Source organism: Streptomyces sp. NPDC058678 (assembly GCF_042714835.1).
In the GTDB taxonomy this organism is placed as follows: Bacteria; Actinomycetota; Actinomycetes; order Streptomycetales; family Streptomycetaceae; genus Streptomyces.
In genome coordinates this window covers 69,664-84,818 of sequence record NZ_JBHXSG010000034.1, presented here as the reverse complement: position 1 = coordinate 84,818, position 15,155 = coordinate 69,664, and the positions used below count along the sequence as shown (strand labels likewise).

The window sequence follows — 15,155 nt, the reverse complement described above, 5'->3', positions numbered from 1 at the left end:
GTACATACGCGACGAAGCGTAGGAAAGAAGGCAGCACTCCATGAGCGGCAACGAGACACCCCGCGGCCCCGTCGACTCGTCCCGCGTCCCGCGGTACGCCGGCCCCGCGACCTTCGCCCGGCTGCCCCGCCTCGACGAGGTCGGCCGTGCCGACGTCGCCGTGGTCGGGGTGCCGTTCGACTCGGGCGTCTCGTACCGGCCCGGCGCGCGCTTCGGCGGCAACGCGATCCGCGAGGCGTCCCGGCTGCTGCGGCCGTACAACCCGGCGCAGGACGCGTCCCCGTTCGCGCTCGCGCAGGTCGCGGACGGCGGTGACATCGCGGTGAACCCGTTCGACATCCACGAGGCCGTGGACACGATCGAGGCGGCGGCGGACGAACTGCTCGGCACGGGCGCCCGCCTCATGACCCTGGGCGGCGACCACACCATCGCGCTGCCGCTGCTGCGGTCGGTCGCGAGGAGGCACGGCCCGGTGGCGCTGCTGCACTTCGACGCCCACCTCGACACCTGGGACACGTACTTCGGCGCGGAGTACACGCACGGGACCCCCTTCCGGCGGGCGGTGGAGGAGGGCATCCTCGACACCTCCGCCCTCTCCCACGTCGGCACCCGCGGCCCGCTGTACGGCAAGCAGGACCTGACCGACGACGAGAAGATGGGCTTCGGCATCGTCACGTCGGCGGACGTCTACCGGCGCGGCGCCGACGAGGTCGCGGACCAGCTGCGCCAGCGCGTCGGCGACCGTCCCCTCTACATCTCCATCGACATCGACTGCCTCGACCCGGCGCACGCACCCGGCACCGGCACCCCGGAGGCGGGCGGCATGACCTCCCGCGAGCTGCTGGAGATCCTGCGCGGCCTGGCGTCCTGCAACCTGGTCTCGGCGGACGTCGTCGAGGTGGCCCCCGCGTACGATCACGCGGAGATCACGTCGGTGGCGGCATCGCACACGGCGTACGAACTGACCACCATCATGTCCCGCCAGATTGCAGAGGCCCGCGCGAAGTGACTCACGACCACGACCTGGAGCTCCGTCCGACGGCCGCCCAGACATCAGCCGCCCTGAACCCGCCCCCCGGGCGGAACGGCGGAGACCTGGTCGTGGAGACGCTGGCCGGGCTCGGCGCGACGACGGTGTTCGGTCTGCCCGGCCAGCACGCCCTCGGCATGTTCGACGCCCTGCGCCGCTCCGACCTGCGGTACATCGGCCTGCGGGTGGAGAACAACGCGGGCTTCGCGGCGGACGCGTACGGCCGGATCACGGGCGAGGCGGCCCCGCTGCTGCTGTCGACGGGCCCGGGCGCGCTGACCTCGCTCGCCGCCTTGCAGGAGGCGGCGGCCGCCTCCGCCCCCGTCCTGGCGATCAGCAGCCAGATCCCGACGGCGGGACTGGGCGGCGGCCGCCACGGCTATCTGCACGAACTGCCGGACCAGTCGGCCTCGTTCCGGGGCGTCGTGAAGTCGGTTCACACGGTCCGCGCCCAGTCGCAGATCCCGTCCGCGATCGCGGAGGCGTGGAAGTCGGCGCTGACGGCCCCGCACGGCCCGGTGTGGGTGGAGATCCCGCAGGACGTCCTGCTGGCCGAGACGGCGATCCCCGTGGTGACCGGCGGCGACGCCTTCCCCGAGGAACTCCCCCCGCGCCCCGAACTGACCGCGGTGGCGGCCGACTTGCTGTCCCGCGCCGCCCGCCCGGCGATCATCGCGGGCGGGGGAGTCGTACGCGCGGACGCGTCGGGCAAGCTGAAGCAGCTGGCGGAGAAGCTCCAGGCCCCGGTCGTGACCACCTTCGGCGGCAAGGGCGCGTTCCCCTGGAAGCACCCGCTGTCCCTCCGGTCCTGGCTGGAGGACCGCCACACCACGGACTTCCTGGAGGACGCGGACGTCCTCCTCGTCGTCGGCTCGGGCCTGGGTGAACTCTCCTCCAATTACCACACGTTCAAGCCACGCGGCCGGGTCGTCCAGATCGAGGCGGACCTCGGCAAACTGGAGTCCAACCACCCGGCGCTGGGCATCCACGCGGACGCGCGCCTGGCGCTCCAGGCACTGCTGGAGACGGTCGAGCCGAGGCAGGACGAGACGGTCCAGGAGCGCGTCCGGGAACTGCTCTCGCGGGTGCGCGAACGCATCGATGCCCAGGAACTCACCCTGGAACAGGACGTGTTGGCGGCCGTCCGCAAGGCACTGCCCGCCGACTCCCCGTCCTTCTGGGACATGACGATTCTGTCCTACTGGGCCTGGTCGGCCTTCGACGCGAAGTCCCCGAACACCATGCACTCGGCCCAGGGCGCCGGCGGCCTCGGCTACGCCTTCCCCGCGGCTCTGGGCGCGGCGGCCGCCGACCCCACCCGCCCGGTGCTCGCGGTCTCCGGCGACGGCGGCGCCCTCTACTCGATCGCCGAACTGGCCACGGCCCGCCAGTACGACCTGAACGTCACCTGGCTGATCGTCGACGACGGCGGCTACGGCATCCTGCGCGAGTACATGACCGACGCCTTCGGCGAGGCGACGGCGACGGAACTGACCCGCCCGGACTATGTGGCGCTGGCCGAGTCGTTCGGGGTGCCGGGGGTGCGTACGACCCCGCAGACCCTGGCGGACGACCTGGCGAAGGCGCTGGCGTCCCCCGGCCCGGCGGTGGTCGTTCTCCCGGCGGTACTGCGGATGTTCGCACCGACGCATCTCGGCTGAGGGTGAAATCCTGGGGGCCCACCACTCATCCGGAGAGGCCCCCCATGCAGAGCGCAGCCGACTTCATCGCCGACACCTACGCGCTCGGCACCGGCCCGTGGACGACGACGCCCGTCACCCGGGGGGCGCTGGGGCAGATCTGGAAGCTGTCCGGGCCTGGGAACGGCGACAGTAGCGGCAACGGCAGCGGCAACGGCTCTTGGGCGGTGAAGGAGCTGCTCTTCGGCTGTGACGAGCGGCAGGTCGACCGGGAGGCGGCACTGCGGAACGCCTCCGAGAAGCTGGGGATCTCCTCGCCGCGCCTCCTGCCGAACCGCGACGGTGCGCACGTTTCACAGCTCACGCCCTCGCTGGGCGGGTCGTACGTGAAGCTGTACGACTGGGTCGAGGGGACGGAGGCGGACGCTTCCGATCCGGAGATGCTGAGCTGGTGCGGCCGGACCCTGGCCCTTCTCCACCGGGCCGGAGCCGGCCCCGCCGTCGGGGCGCCGAGTGCCTGGTACGAGCGGTGCCCTCAGGAGGCTGACTGGGAGAAGCTGCACCAGGAGACCCGGCGCGCCGGCATGCCCTGGGCGGACGCGCTGGGCCGGTTCATCGCCACGTCGGCGGCGGAGTTGGCGCGGCATGTCACCCCGTCCGACCCCGGTGACGTGGTCACGTCCCATCTCGACATGCGGCCCCAGAACGTGCTGGTCGGCGCGGCTGGGCCGGTTCTCCTCGACTGGGACAACGCCGGGGTCATATCGGCGGAACGCGAACTCGCCCGTGCCGTGTACGTGTGGGCGGGCGGGAACGACTTCCACGCCGCATCCGCACAGCGGTTGGTGCGGGCGTATCAGGATGCCGAAGGCCCCGGGGTCCTCAAGGGTCTGGACTCGTTCTCGATGCTGTTCGCGACGGACCTGAACTACGTCCGCGTACAAGCCGAGTGCGCGGTCGATCCGACCGTGACCGCCGAGCAGCGCGAGTTCGCGGGCGATCAGGTCGTCGCCTCGCTGCGGAAACTGCCGGACCTGGCCGCCGTGTCCCGTCTGGCGGAAGCGGTGGAGGGCCCGGCCTGATCTCTTCGGCCGGGCCCCTACTGCCCTGCTGCTACCAGATCGCCTCGACCCACTCCGGGTGGTCGATGAACGGGTTGCGGTTCTTCTGGTAGGTGTCGTAGATGACCTGGTTGCGGCGCTCCTCGAAGGCGTCCGGCGGGTCCGCCTCGTTCCAGGCCTTGAGGACCGAGAGGCGGCCGTGGAGGGGGACGCTGCCGTTGGTCACGGCATCGTTGGGCTCCAGGTCGGGCCAGCTGTCGTCGCCCTCGTAGCGGACGGCCATGTAGAGGATCATGCGGGCCACGTCGCCCTTGACCGCTGCGCGGGGCTCGAAGGAGTTCGAGTCGGTGAGGCTGCCGCCGGAGTTGGTGAAGCTGCTGCCGCCGTTGTCGAAGTCCTTGTTGCCGCGGATGCTGTTGACCTGCACGTCCTCGGGGCGCAGATGGTGCAGGTCGGTGCCGGGACCGGCCGAGGTGCCGAAGTCGCCGTGGGACTGCGCCCACACGTGCTCACGGTTCCAGTTGCCGGTGTTGCCGCCGTTCAGGGTCTTGCTGCGGGAGATTCCGGAGTAGAGCAGCTTGACGTTGCTGGTGTTGTTCGGGTCCTGGTCGGTGACCTTCAGCGCTTCCCAGACGGCCGAGTACGAGAGCTTCGTCTGGGGGGTGATGATCGTGTGCAGCGAGGACTTGAGGCTCGTCCCCGTCTTGCCGACCGCGTTCTTGTAGTACGTCGTGTCGTACGCGGTCGTCGTGGCCGCGGCCGGGGTCGCGGTCAGCGCGGGGGCGGCGAGAGCGACCATGACGGCGGAGACGGCGAGCGCCAGGGGCTTCCAGCGGCGCGTGCGTATGGGGGTCACGGGCATCGGGGGTGTCCGTTCTACGCGGGTTGAATGAGCAGGCAATCGGGATCGTGACATGGACATGCGAGCGTGTCCATGAATCGAACATGTCCATCAGGTGACTGGAACCGACAATGTGCCCCTTGTCTACGCGAGTTGACATACCAAAACGGCCCCTGACCGTGGGTCAGGGGCCCTTGGGGCGGTGTGGGCCGTGTGGGCCGGATCAGCCGACGTCCGACGCGTCCAGACGGTAGACCGTCGACTGGTTCTGCGTGGACGAGGGCGTGTCCGAGCTGGAGTTGGTGGCGGAGGAGCTGTACTCGCTCTCCTTCACCGCCGTCCCGTTCTTCTGCACCCACTCCGTGACCTCGGAGCTGATGCCGGAGTCACCGCCCATGCCGCCGCCACCGAGCTGGATGTAGTGCAGCTCGCCCTTCTTCACCAGTTCCTTGAGCCTCGCGAGGGTCATCGCCTTGTCGCTGCCGGACCAGCCCCACATGGAGATGACGGGCTCGCCGCTGCTCACGATCAGCTGCGCGGCACTCTGCGAACTCGACACCGCCAGCAGCCACTTGGCGCCGTCCTGGTGCTTCTCCAGATACGAGACGAGCTCGCTGCTCGCGCCGCCCAGGTCGCCGCCCCGGCCGGTGCCGCCGCCGACGGCCCCGCCGGTGCCTCCGGGCGGCGTACCGCCCGTCGCACCGGTACCGCCGGGAGCCTGGCCGCTCTGGCCGCCGGGCAGTTCACCGTTGCCGCCGCCGGGCGTCATCTGACCCCCGCTGTCCTGGCCCGGCTGCTGACCGCCCGCCTGGCTGCCCGCCTGACCACCCTGCTGCGTACCACCGTCCGGCATCTCACCGCCGCCGAAGCCGCCCCGCCCGCCGCCCGCACCGCCGGGGCCACCGCCCGCGCCGCCGCCGAAGCCGCTGCCCGTCGACGGCCCGGCGGTCGGGTTCGTACCGCCGCCCATTCCGCCCCCGCCGCCCGAACCGGACGGCACCGACCAGGCGTACGCCGCCGGGCCCGCCACCGCGGCGACGATCGCCGCGACCACCGAGGCCGCCAGCAGCCGTACCCGGTTGCCGGAGCGGAAGACGAGCAGACCCGTGATCGCCAGCGCCATGACCACCGCGATCGCCGGCCACAGCCAGGTGTTCCAGCCGGAGGCCCGGCGCAGGAGTACGACGGACCAGATCGCCGTGACGGCCAGGGCCGCCGGCAGGACCCACGCCCAGCGCCTGTCGGCGCGGAAGGCGCGCAGCAGCATGACGCCGCCGCTTCCGCACAGCGCCGCGATGCCCGGGGCGAGCGCGGTCGTGTAGTACGGGTGCATGGTGCCCTCGGCCATGGCGAACGTCAGGTAGTGCAGGGCGGTCCAGCCGCCCCACAGCACCAGCGCGGCCCGGGTCAGGTCGGTGCGCGAGGTGCGGCCGCACAGGACGAGACCGCCGGCGCAGGCGATCGCCGCGAAGGGGATCAGCCAGGAGATCTGGCCGCCGAGGATGTCGTTGAAGAGGCGTCCGAGTCCGGCCGTACCGGAGAAGCCGCCGCCCCCGCCGCCCCCGCCGTTGCCCTCGCCGCCGAAGATCCGGCCCAGGCCGTTGTAGCCCATGATCAGGTTCCAGGCGGTGCCGTCGGTCGAGCCGCCGATGTACGGCCGTTCGGAGGCGGGTACCAGGGACACGGCCGCCGCCCACCAGAAGCTGGAGACCGCGAGCGCCACGGCCGCCAGGACCAGGTTGACGGCCTTCTTCTTCCAGTCGAGCCTCGACGCGTACACGTACACGGCGAAGACGGCCGGCAGGGCGATGTAGCCCTGGAGCATCTTGGTGTTGAAGGCGAGCCCGAAGCAGACGGCCGAGCCGATCAGCGGCAGCAACCTGTCGTTGCGGACCGCCCGCAGCGCCAGCGCCGCACCGCCCACCATCAGCAACACGAGCAGCGTGTCGGGGTTGTTGTCCCGGTTGATGGCGACCGTGATCGGCGTGAGGGCGAGCACCAGCGCGGCGACGGCCGCCGCCGCGTGCCCGAACACCCGCTTCACGGACGCGTGCAGGATCCAGATCGTGCCGAGCGCCGCCGCGATCATCGGCGCCATCATCTGCCAGGTGCCGTACCCGAGGATCCGGCACGACAGGCCCATCACCATCAGCGCGAAGGGCGGCTTGTCGACGGTGATGAAGTTCCCGGCGTCCAACGAGCCGAAGAACCAGGCCTTCCAGCTCTGCGTGCCGCTCAGCACGGCGGCGCTGTAGAAGCTGTTCAGGCCCGAGCCGGACAGGTTCCAGGCGTAGAGCACCGCCGCCAGGACCATGATCGCGACGAGCGCGGGGAGCGACCAGCGGGGCGCCTTGTCCGGAGGCGCCGCGGGCGGGGCCGGCGGCGGCAGGTCGGGGGACGCGGTCGTGTGGGGGTGGGGATCGGTGGCTGATGTCACCCGGGCATGATCCGAAGTGGGGGTGGGTGCGCGCTGTGCCGGACCTTGTTGCCGCCTGTGAATTCGCACAGGACCGGGTAACGCCTTGCGCAGGCTTTGCCCAACACATGCGCCGATCCGTACAACCTTTCCCTCGAACTCGTGAGTCAACAGGGGCATGACTCAAGGGATATCGAGACGCGCGAGAGTGCTCGCGGCAGGCGTGGGCGCGGGTGTGCTCATCCCCGTCGTGGCCGCCGCCGCGCCCGCCGCCGCTGCCACACCGACCGTCAGCTGTACGTCCGCCAAGGCGGGCCTCGCCGACAAGCTGAGGAAGGACATCACCGCGGCTCTCGCGACCCGCAAGGGCACGGTCGCCGTCGGCGTCTACGACCGCACCACCAAGACGACCTGCACTCTGCGCCCCTCGACGGCCTTCGACTCGGCCAGCGTGGTCAAGGTCACCGTGCTCGCCACGCTGCTGTGGGACGCGAAGAAGCACAACCGCTACCTCACCGACCGCGAGACCACGCTCGCCAAGGCCATGATCACCAAGTCGGACAACGCCGCGACCAGCACGCTGTGGAAGCAGCTGGGCCTGACGAAGATCAAGGGCTTCCTCACCGCGGCCGGGATGACGCAGACGAAACCCGGCGCGAACGGCTACTGGGGTCTGACCCAGATCACCGTCACCGACGAACAGAAGCTGCTCAAGCTCGTCACCGCGAAGAACACGGTCCTGAGCGACAACTCCCGCGCCTACATCCTCAAGCTGATGGGCCAGGTCATCTCCTCGCAGCGCTGGGGAACGCCGTACGGAGTGCCGTCCGGAGTCTCCGTCGCCGTCAAGAACGGCTGGCTGCAGCGGGCCACCAACGGCTGGCGGGTGCACAGCGTCGGCGCCTTCAAGGGCGGCGGCCACGACTACATGATCACGGTGCTCACGCACGGCAACAGCACCATGAACTACGGGATCGCCACGATCCAGGGCGTCGCGAAGGTCGTCCACAGGGATCTCGCCGCGAGCTGAGGCCACGACGCTTCACCAGCCGGTCTCCCGTCCGTCACCGGCCCGTCCTACCGTGACCTTCATGCGCCTGCGAACCGTACTCGCCACCACCTCCGCGGCCCTGGCGGCGGCCACCTGCCTGACCGCCGCCGGTCCCGCCCACGCCGCCGCGAACGCCTGCTCCCCGTCCGTCTCCATCGACCGCTTCTCCGACGCGCTCGACAAGACGACGTACGACGGCACCTTCGTCGGCAACCTCTCCGCGCTCGCCGTGGACAAGGACGGCTCACTGGCTGCCCTCTCCGACCGGTCGTCCCTGTTCGACCTGGACGCGAAGACGCTCGGGCCGAAGTCCGTCGTCCCGCTCGCCGACGAGAACGGCACCGCCCTCGACTCCGAGGGCCTGGTGATCGACCGGGACGGCACCCGGCTGATCACCTCCGAGACCGAGCCGTCGATACGTCGCTACAGCCCCGAAGGCAAGATCCTCGACCGCCTCCCCGTGCCGCCCGCCCTCCAGGTCGCCCCCGCCGGCCGGGCCGTCTCCAACGGCACCTTCGAGGGGCTGACGCTGCTCCCCGGCGGTCGCACCCTGCTGGCGTCGATGGAGTACGCCCTGACCGGCGACAGCTCGACCATCGTCCGCTTCCAGACCTGGCAGCGGACGAAGGGCGGACACTTCGAGCTCGCCGCCCAGTACGCCTACCCGGTCGACGCCGGTCTCGGCGTCCCCGAGGTCCAGGCCACGCCCGACGGCCGCCTCCTCGTCCTGGAACGCGGCTTCACCTCCGGCGTCGGCAACACCGTCCGCCTCTACCTGGCCGACCCGCGCCGGGCGACCGACACCAGCGGCATCGAGAACCTGACGGGCCAGGACGGCGTACGCCTGATCAAGAAGACCCCGCTCGCGGACATCGCCGCCTGCCCGACCCTGGGCGCCACGGCGAAGCAGCCCCAGCCGAACCCGCTCCTCGACAACATCGAGGGCATGACGATCACGGGCCGGGACAAGGGCGCCCTGAAGGTGCTCCTGGTCAGCGACGACAACCAGAACCCGGTACAGACGACCCGCTTCTACTACCTGCGGGTACGCGTCTGACCCACCTGCGGGTACGCGTCTGACCCACCCGCGGGTCGCGTCTGACCCACCCGCGGGTACGCGTCTGACCCACCTGCGGGTCGCGTCTGACGCTCTTGCCTCCCGTTTTGTTGCGGAGGGATGAAATCCGCTTCCTTTCGCGTTGGTGCCTTCCGGACGAGCAGGATGAGCAGGCGAGCAGGACGAACGGAAGGCACCGGCGTGGCAGCGCAACAGGGGGAGACGCAGGGCTGGGCGCGCAGGCTGGCCGGTTACGCATGGCGCCACCCCAAGGACGTCGTCCTCGCCCTCGGCTCCTCGCTGGTCGGCATGGCCGTCATGGCGCTGGTCCCGCTGGTCACCAAGGTGATCATCGACGACGTGATCGGCGACCACAGCCGGGACATGGCCCCCTGGGCGGGTGCCCTGATCGCCGCGGCCGTCGTCGTCTACGTCCTCACCTACATCCGCCGCTACTACGGCGGCCGCCTCGCCCTCGACGTGCAGCACGACCTGCGGACCGACATGTTCGGGACGATCACCCGCCTCGACGGCCGCCGTCAGGACGAGCTGTCCACCGGCCAGGTCGTCGGCCGGGCCACCAGCGACCTCCAGCTGATCCAGGGCCTGCTGTTCATGCTCCCGATGACCATCGGGAACTTCGTGCTGTTCCTGATCTCCCTGGTGATCATGGCCTGGCTGTCGCTGCCGCTCACGCTGGTCGCGCTGGCCGTCGCCCCGGCCCTGTGGTGGATCGCCAAGCGCAGCCGCACCAAGCTGCACCCCGCCACCTGGTACGCCCAGGCCCAGGCCGCCGCCGTCGCGGGCGTGGTCGACGGCGCGGTCAGCGGCGTACGCGTGGTGAAGGGCTTCGGGCAGGAGGACCAGGAGACCGGGAAGCTCCGGGAGGTCGGCCGCCGCCTCTTCGCCGGCCGTCTGCGCACCATCCGCTTCAACTCCAGGTACACCCCGGCCCTCCAGGCCGTCCCCGCCCTCGGCCAGGTCGCGATGCTCGCGGTCGGCGGCTGGCTCGCGGTCCGCGGCCACATCACGCTCGGCACGTTCGTCGCCTTCTCCACCTACCTCGCCCAGCTCGTCGGCCCGGTCCGCATGCTCGCCATGGTCCTCACGGTCGGCCAGCAGGCCAGGGCGGGCACGGAACGCGTCCTGGAGCTGATCGACACCGAGCCGTCGATGCGGGACGGCGGCAAGGAACTTCCCGCCGACGCGCCCGCGACCGTCGAGTTCGACGACGTCTCCTTCGGCTACGACCGTGAGCGCCCGGTTCTCGACGGGCTGAGCTTCGAGATCCGCCCCGGCGAGACCCTCGCCGTCGTCGGCTCCTCCGGCTCCGGCAAGTCGACCGTGTCGCTGCTGTTGCCCCGCTTCTACGACGTGACGCGCGGCGCCGTCCTCATCGGCGGCCACGACGTCCGCGAGCTGACCCTCGACTCGCTGCGGGCCGCGATCGGCCTGGTCCCCGAGGACTCCTTCCTCTTCTCGGACACGGTCCGCAACAACATCGCGTACGGCCGTCCGGACGCGACCCAGGAGGAGATCGAGAAGGCCGCCCGCGCCGCCCAGGCGGACCGTTTCATCAGGGAACTCCCCGACGGTTACGACACCACGGTCGGCGAGCACGGCCTCACCCTCTCCGGCGGCCAGCGCCAGCGCGTCGCGCTGGCCCGCGCCATCCTCACCGACCCGCGCCTGCTGGTCCTCGACGACGCCACCTCCGCCGTGGACGCCCGCGTCGAGCACGAGATCCACGAGGCCCTCCAGCACGTCATGCGGGGCCGGACCACGCTGCTGATCGCCCACCGCCGCTCCACCCTCAACCTCGCCGACCGCATCGCCGTCCTCGACGGCGGCCGGCTCGCCGACCTCGGCACCCACGAGGAGCTCCAGCAGCGGTCCGCGCTCTACCGCCGCCTCCTCACCGACCCCGACGAGCTCGGCGGCGTCTCACCCGGCCACGCCCGGCCCGCGGAACCGGCGGAGGACACCTCGGTACGGGACGAGCTGGACGCCGAGTTCGACGCCGAGAGCGGCATCACGCCCAGGCTCTGGGCGGGGGAGCGCGAGCGCCGGGACATCGCCATGGACGGCACCCCGGCCACCCCCGAACTCCTCGCCCAGGTCGACGCGCTGCCCCCGGCGACGGACACCCCGGGCATCGACGAGGCCCGGGCGGTCGCCGCCGAGGAGTCGTACGGCCTGCGCAGGCTGCTGCGGGGCTTCGGCCTGCCGCTGCTCGTGAGCCTCGTCCTCGTCGCCGTGGACGCCGGGATGGGCCTGCTCCTCCCGGTGATGATCCGGCACGGCATCGACGACGGCGTCACGGACATGGCCCTGGGCGCGGTCTGGGCCGCCAGTCTCCTCGCCCTGCTCAGCGTCTTCGTCCAGTGGGCCGCGCAGGTCGGCGAGATCCGGATGACGGGGCGGACCGGCGAACGGGTCCTGTACTCCCTGCGCCTGAAGATCTTCTCCCAGCTTCAGCGGCTCGGACTCGACTACTACGAGCGGGAGCTGACCGGCCGGATCATGACGAGGATGACGACGGACGTCGACGCCCTCTCGACCTTTCTCCAGACCGGCCTGGTCACCGCGTTCGTCTCGATCGTCACCTTCTTCGGCATCATGGGCGCCCTGCTGGTGATCGACGTGCAGCTCGCCCTCGTCGTCTTCGCGACCCTGCCTCCACTGATCATCGCCACGTTCTTCTTCCGCCGGGCGAGCGTGAAGGCGTACGAACTGGCCCGTGAGCGGGTCTCGCTGGTCAACGCCGACCTCCAGGAGTCGGTGTCCGGGCTCAGGATCGTGCAGGCCTTCCGCCGCGAGCACGACGGCAGCCGGCGGTTCGCGGAGCGCAGCGACAGCTACCGCCAAGCGCGCATCCGGGGCCAGTGGCTGATCTCGATCTACTTCCCGTTCGTGCAGCTGCTGTCGTCGGTGGCGGCCGCCGCCGTCCTGATCGCGGGCGCGGGACGGGTCGACGCGGCGACCCTCACCACCGGCGCCCTGGTCGCCTATCTCCTCTACATCGACCTGTTCTTCGCCCCCGTCCAGCAGCTCTCCCAGGTCTTCGACGGCTACCAGCAGGCGACGGTGTCGCTGGGCCGCATCCAGGAACTGCTCCAGGAGCCCACCTCCACCAAGGGCGCCGACGACCCGCTCGACGTCCTCTCCCTACGGGGCGAGATCGCCTTCGAGGACGTGCACTTCGCGTACGGCTCCACCGACAAACCCGAAGAGGCCCTGACCGGCATCGACCTGCGCATCCCCGCCGGCCAGACGGTCGCCTTCGTCGGCGAGACGGGCGCCGGCAAGTCGACGCTGGTCAAGCTGGTCGCCCGCTTCTACGACCCGACGGGCGGCCGGGTGACCGTCGACGGCACGGACCTCCGCGCCCTCGACCTCACCTCGTACCGCCACCGCCTCGGGGTCGTCCCGCAGGAGGCCTACCTCTTCCAGGGCACCGTGCGCGACGCCATCGCCTACGGTCGCCCGGACGCCACCGACGCCGAGGTGGAGGCGGCGGCCCGCGCGGTCGGCGCCCACGAGATGATCGCCACGCTGGAGGGCGGTTACCTGCACGAGGTCGCCGAACGCGGCCGCAACCTCTCGGCGGGCCAGCGCCAGCTGATCGCGCTCGCCCGTGCCGAGCTGGTCGACCCGGACGTCCTCCTCCTCGACGAGGCGACCGCGGCCCTGGACCTGGCCTCGGAAGCCCAGGTCAACCAGGCCACCGACCGTATCGCGGGCCGCCGTACGACACTCGTGGTCGCCCACCGGCTGACCACGGCGGCCCGCGCGGACCGGGTGGTCGTCATGGATCACGGACGGGTCGCCGAGGACGGCACGCACGACGAGCTGCTCGCGCAGGGCGGGCGGTATGCCGAGCTGTGGCGGACGTTCGTGGGGGAGGACGAGCCCGCGGCGGCCTGACGGCCCGGCGCTCGGCGGCCTGACGGCCGGACACCGGCAACCATCCGACACCTGTCCCGCGTCCGTACACCAGTACGCTCATCGCGCGATACGGGAGGGACGTCTGTGGACAGGGGTGCTGGGATTCGCCGGCGGATGGCGCTCGGCTTGGCCGTACTGACCGCCTCCGGGCTGCTCGCTCTTGCCGCGCCCGGGGACGCACAGGCCGCCGACTCTTCCTGCGGGGGGCGCAAGGTCAAGTCGTTCTCGTTCTCCACCGGCTCCGTGGAGGTGTACAAGCGGCGCGGGTACGTCTGCGCGGTCACGCTGCCCAAGAAGCCCGGCACGTGGCGGTACATGATGGTCAGCGTGCAGGCGTACGGCCTCCACCCGGTCGTGGACGAGGGGCGGTACGCGCGCTTCGCCGGACCGAGGACCGTGCACGCCGGTCAGCGCTGCGTGCGGGTCAAGGGGGCGGTGGGCGGCGGATCGTACAGATCCGTCTGGATTATGTGCTGAACCACGGACCGAACACGGACCGCATTACAGGCCGAACCACAGGCCGAACCACAGGCCGATCCACAGACTTCCTACAGGGTTTTCCCCACCAAAAGCTCATCTCCCCTGGTGCTGAGGCGACTTGCTCCGCTAGCTTCCGGCGCACATCTGTACTCACAGGGGAGGGTGCATGCGCAAGGCGCTCAGATGGCTGCTGGCGCTCACGGTGCTCATAGGCACGTTGAGCACGGCGGGGGCGGCCACAGCCGCCGAGCCGGAGGCCATAGGCACCACAGGTACCACCGGCACCACCGCGGCCACGGACATCAAGGACCAACTCCTCGCCATTCCGGGGATGAGCCTGATCGAGGAGAAGCCCTACACCGGCTACCGCTTCTTCGTCCTCAACTACACCCAGCCGGTCGACCACCGCCACCCGTCCAAGGGCACGTTCCAGCAGCGGATCACCTTGCTGCACAAGGACGTCTCCCGCCCGACGGTCTTCTACACCGGCGGCTACAACGTCTCCACGAACCCGGGCCGCCGCGAGCCGACCCAGATCGTGGACGGCAACCAGGTCTCCATGGAGTACCGCTTCTTCACGCCGTCCCGGCCCGACCCGGCCGACTGGACCAAGCTGGACATCTGGCAGGCCGCCAGCGACCAGCACCGCATCTTCAAGGCGCTGAAGAAGATCTACACCAAGAAGTGGATCTCCACGGGCGGCTCCAAGGGCGGCATGACCGCCACCTACTACGAGCGCTTCTACCCGAAGGACATGGACGGCGTCGTCGCGTACGTCGCCCCCAACGACGTCGTGAACAAGGAGGACTCGGCCTACGACCGCTTCTTCGCCACCGTCGGCACCAAGGAGTGCCGCGACCGGCTGAACGCGGTGCAGCGCGAGGCGCTGGTGCGCCGCGAGCCGCTGGAGAAGAAGTACGAGGCGCTCGCGGCCGAGAACGGCTTCACCTTCACCACGATCGGCAGTCTGGACCGGGCCTACGAGGCGGTCGTCCTCGACTACGTCTGGGGCTTCTGGCAGTACAGCCTGCTCTCCGACTGCGACTCGATCCCGGCGGACGCGAAGAACGCGACCGACGACGACATCTGGACCTCGATCGACACGATCTCCGGGTTCTCCTTCTACACCGACCAGGGCCTGTCGCCGTACACGCCGTACTACTACCAGGCGGGCACGCAGCTCGGCGCGCCGACGATCGGGTTCCCGCACATCGAGAAGAAGTACATCCGCTACGGCTACCAGCCGCCCCGGAACTTCGTCCCGCGCGACATCTCGATGAAGTTCCAGCCGTACGCGATGCGTGACGTGGACACCTGGGTGAAGCACAACGCCCGTCACATGCTCTTCGTCTACGGCCAGAACGACCCGTGGGGCGCCGAGCCGTTCCGCCTCGCCAAGGGCGCGAAGGACTCGTACGTGTTCACCGCCCCCGGCCTCAACCACGGTGCCAACGTGGCCGGCCTGGTCCCCGACCAGAAGGCACTCGCCACGGCCCGGATCCTGGACTGGGCGGGCGTCGCCTCCTCCACCGTCCAGGCGGACCCGTCGGCGGCGAAGCCGCTGGCCAAGTTCGACGCCAGGCTGGACAAGCGGGACGTGGAGCGCGAGCCCGCGCTGCGTCCGTAACTCC

General features: G+C 70.6%; 10 protein-coding genes. 8 read left to right on the top strand and 2 right to left on the bottom strand.

What is annotated here, in order from left to right; genetic code table 11:
- Nucleotides 1-40 precede the first annotated feature (40 nt).
- The 3 genes from speB to ACFWWR_RS28055 are packed head-to-tail and all read left to right on the top strand — an operon-like array spanning nt 41 to nt 3,752.
- Nucleotides 41-1,009, top strand: coding sequence for an agmatinase (gene speB, locus ACFWWR_RS28065; RefSeq protein ID WP_383869260.1), 969 nt, complete (start codon nt 41-43; stop codon nt 1,007-1,009).
- Nucleotides 1,006-2,691: a thiamine pyrophosphate-binding protein gene (locus tag ACFWWR_RS28060; RefSeq protein WP_384305982.1), complete on the top strand. Its 1,686-nt coding sequence runs from the start codon at nt 1,006-1,008 to the stop codon at nt 2,689-2,691. The genes speB and ACFWWR_RS28060 overlap by 4 nt, the downstream gene beginning before the upstream one ends.
- Nucleotides 2,692-2,735: 44 nt before the next feature.
- Entirely contained in the window at nt 2,736-3,752 is a 1,017-nt protein-coding gene (locus ACFWWR_RS28055) for a phosphotransferase enzyme family protein (RefSeq protein WP_383869265.1), read from the top strand.
- A 31-nt stretch (nt 3,753-3,783) separates the two neighbouring features.
- Here ACFWWR_RS28055 and ACFWWR_RS28050 read toward each other — a convergent pair whose 3' ends face one another.
- Nucleotides 3,784-4,593: an endonuclease I family protein gene (locus ACFWWR_RS28050; protein WP_383869268.1), complete on the bottom strand. Its 810-nt coding sequence runs from the start codon at nt 4,591-4,593 to the stop codon at nt 3,784-3,786.
- Between the two features lie 202 nt (nt 4,594-4,795).
- A complete protein-coding gene (locus ACFWWR_RS28045) occupies nt 4,796-7,009 on the bottom strand; it encodes an ArnT family glycosyltransferase (protein ID WP_384305979.1) in 2,214 nt (737 codons plus the stop codon).
- A 157-nt stretch (nt 7,010-7,166) separates the two neighbouring features.
- On the opposite strand from ACFWWR_RS28045, the gene ACFWWR_RS28040 reads away from it, so the two are divergent.
- The 5 genes from ACFWWR_RS28040 to ACFWWR_RS28020 all read left to right on the top strand — a co-directional run bounded on the left by ACFWWR_RS28040 (nt 7,167) and on the right by ACFWWR_RS28020 (nt 15,151).
- Nucleotides 7,167-8,018 (top strand): serine hydrolase, encoded by an 852-nt coding sequence (locus ACFWWR_RS28040; protein ID WP_383869273.1) that lies wholly within the window; start codon nt 7,167-7,169, stop codon nt 8,016-8,018.
- A gap of 61 nt (nt 8,019-8,079) precedes the next feature.
- Nucleotides 8,080-9,096 (top strand): esterase-like activity of phytase family protein, encoded by a 1,017-nt coding sequence (locus ACFWWR_RS28035; RefSeq protein ID WP_383869276.1) that lies wholly within the window; start codon nt 8,080-8,082, stop codon nt 9,094-9,096.
- A 165-nt stretch (nt 9,097-9,261) separates the two neighbouring features.
- The gene (locus tag ACFWWR_RS28030) at nt 9,262-13,023 is read left to right on the top strand and encodes an ABC transporter ATP-binding protein (RefSeq protein ID WP_384305976.1); all 3,762 of its coding nucleotides are present in this window, start codon (nt 9,262-9,264) and stop codon (nt 13,021-13,023) included.
- A gap of 135 nt (nt 13,024-13,158) precedes the next feature.
- Entirely contained in the window at nt 13,159-13,521 is a 363-nt protein-coding gene (locus tag ACFWWR_RS28025) for a hypothetical protein (protein ID WP_384305974.1), read from the top strand.
- A 169-nt stretch (nt 13,522-13,690) separates the two neighbouring features.
- Nucleotides 13,691-15,151 carry a S28 family serine protease gene (locus tag ACFWWR_RS28020; RefSeq protein WP_383869284.1) on the top strand — a complete coding sequence of 487 codons (1,461 nt, stop codon included), beginning with the start codon at nt 13,691-13,693 and terminating at the stop codon, nt 15,149-15,151.
- The last annotated feature ends 4 nt before the right edge of the window (nt 15,152-15,155 follow it).

Bases quoted from the DNA above. Each gene is read 5' to 3' on its own strand.
- ACFWWR_RS28030 (WP_384305976.1), top strand. From the start codon at position 9,262: ATGAGCAGGCGAGCAGGACGAACGGAAGGCACCGGCGTGGCAGCGCAA.
- ACFWWR_RS28025 (WP_384305974.1), top strand. From the start codon at position 13,159: ATGGCGCTCGGCTTGGCCGTACTGACCGCCTCCGGGCTGCTCGCTCTT.
- ACFWWR_RS28035 (WP_383869276.1), top strand. From the start codon at position 8,080: ATGCGCCTGCGAACCGTACTCGCCACCACCTCCGCGGCCCTGGCGGCG.
- ACFWWR_RS28055 (WP_383869265.1), top strand. From the start codon at position 2,736: ATGCAGAGCGCAGCCGACTTCATCGCCGACACCTACGCGCTCGGCACC.
- speB (WP_383869260.1), top strand. From the start codon at position 41: ATGAGCGGCAACGAGACACCCCGCGGCCCCGTCGACTCGTCCCGCGTC.
- ACFWWR_RS28040 (WP_383869273.1), top strand. From the start codon at position 7,167: ATGACTCAAGGGATATCGAGACGCGCGAGAGTGCTCGCGGCAGGCGTG.
- ACFWWR_RS28020 (WP_383869284.1), top strand. From the start codon at position 13,691: ATGCGCAAGGCGCTCAGATGGCTGCTGGCGCTCACGGTGCTCATAGGC.
- ACFWWR_RS28050 (WP_383869268.1), bottom strand. From the start codon at position 4,593: ATGCCCGTGACCCCCATACGCACGCGCCGCTGGAAGCCCCTGGCGCTC.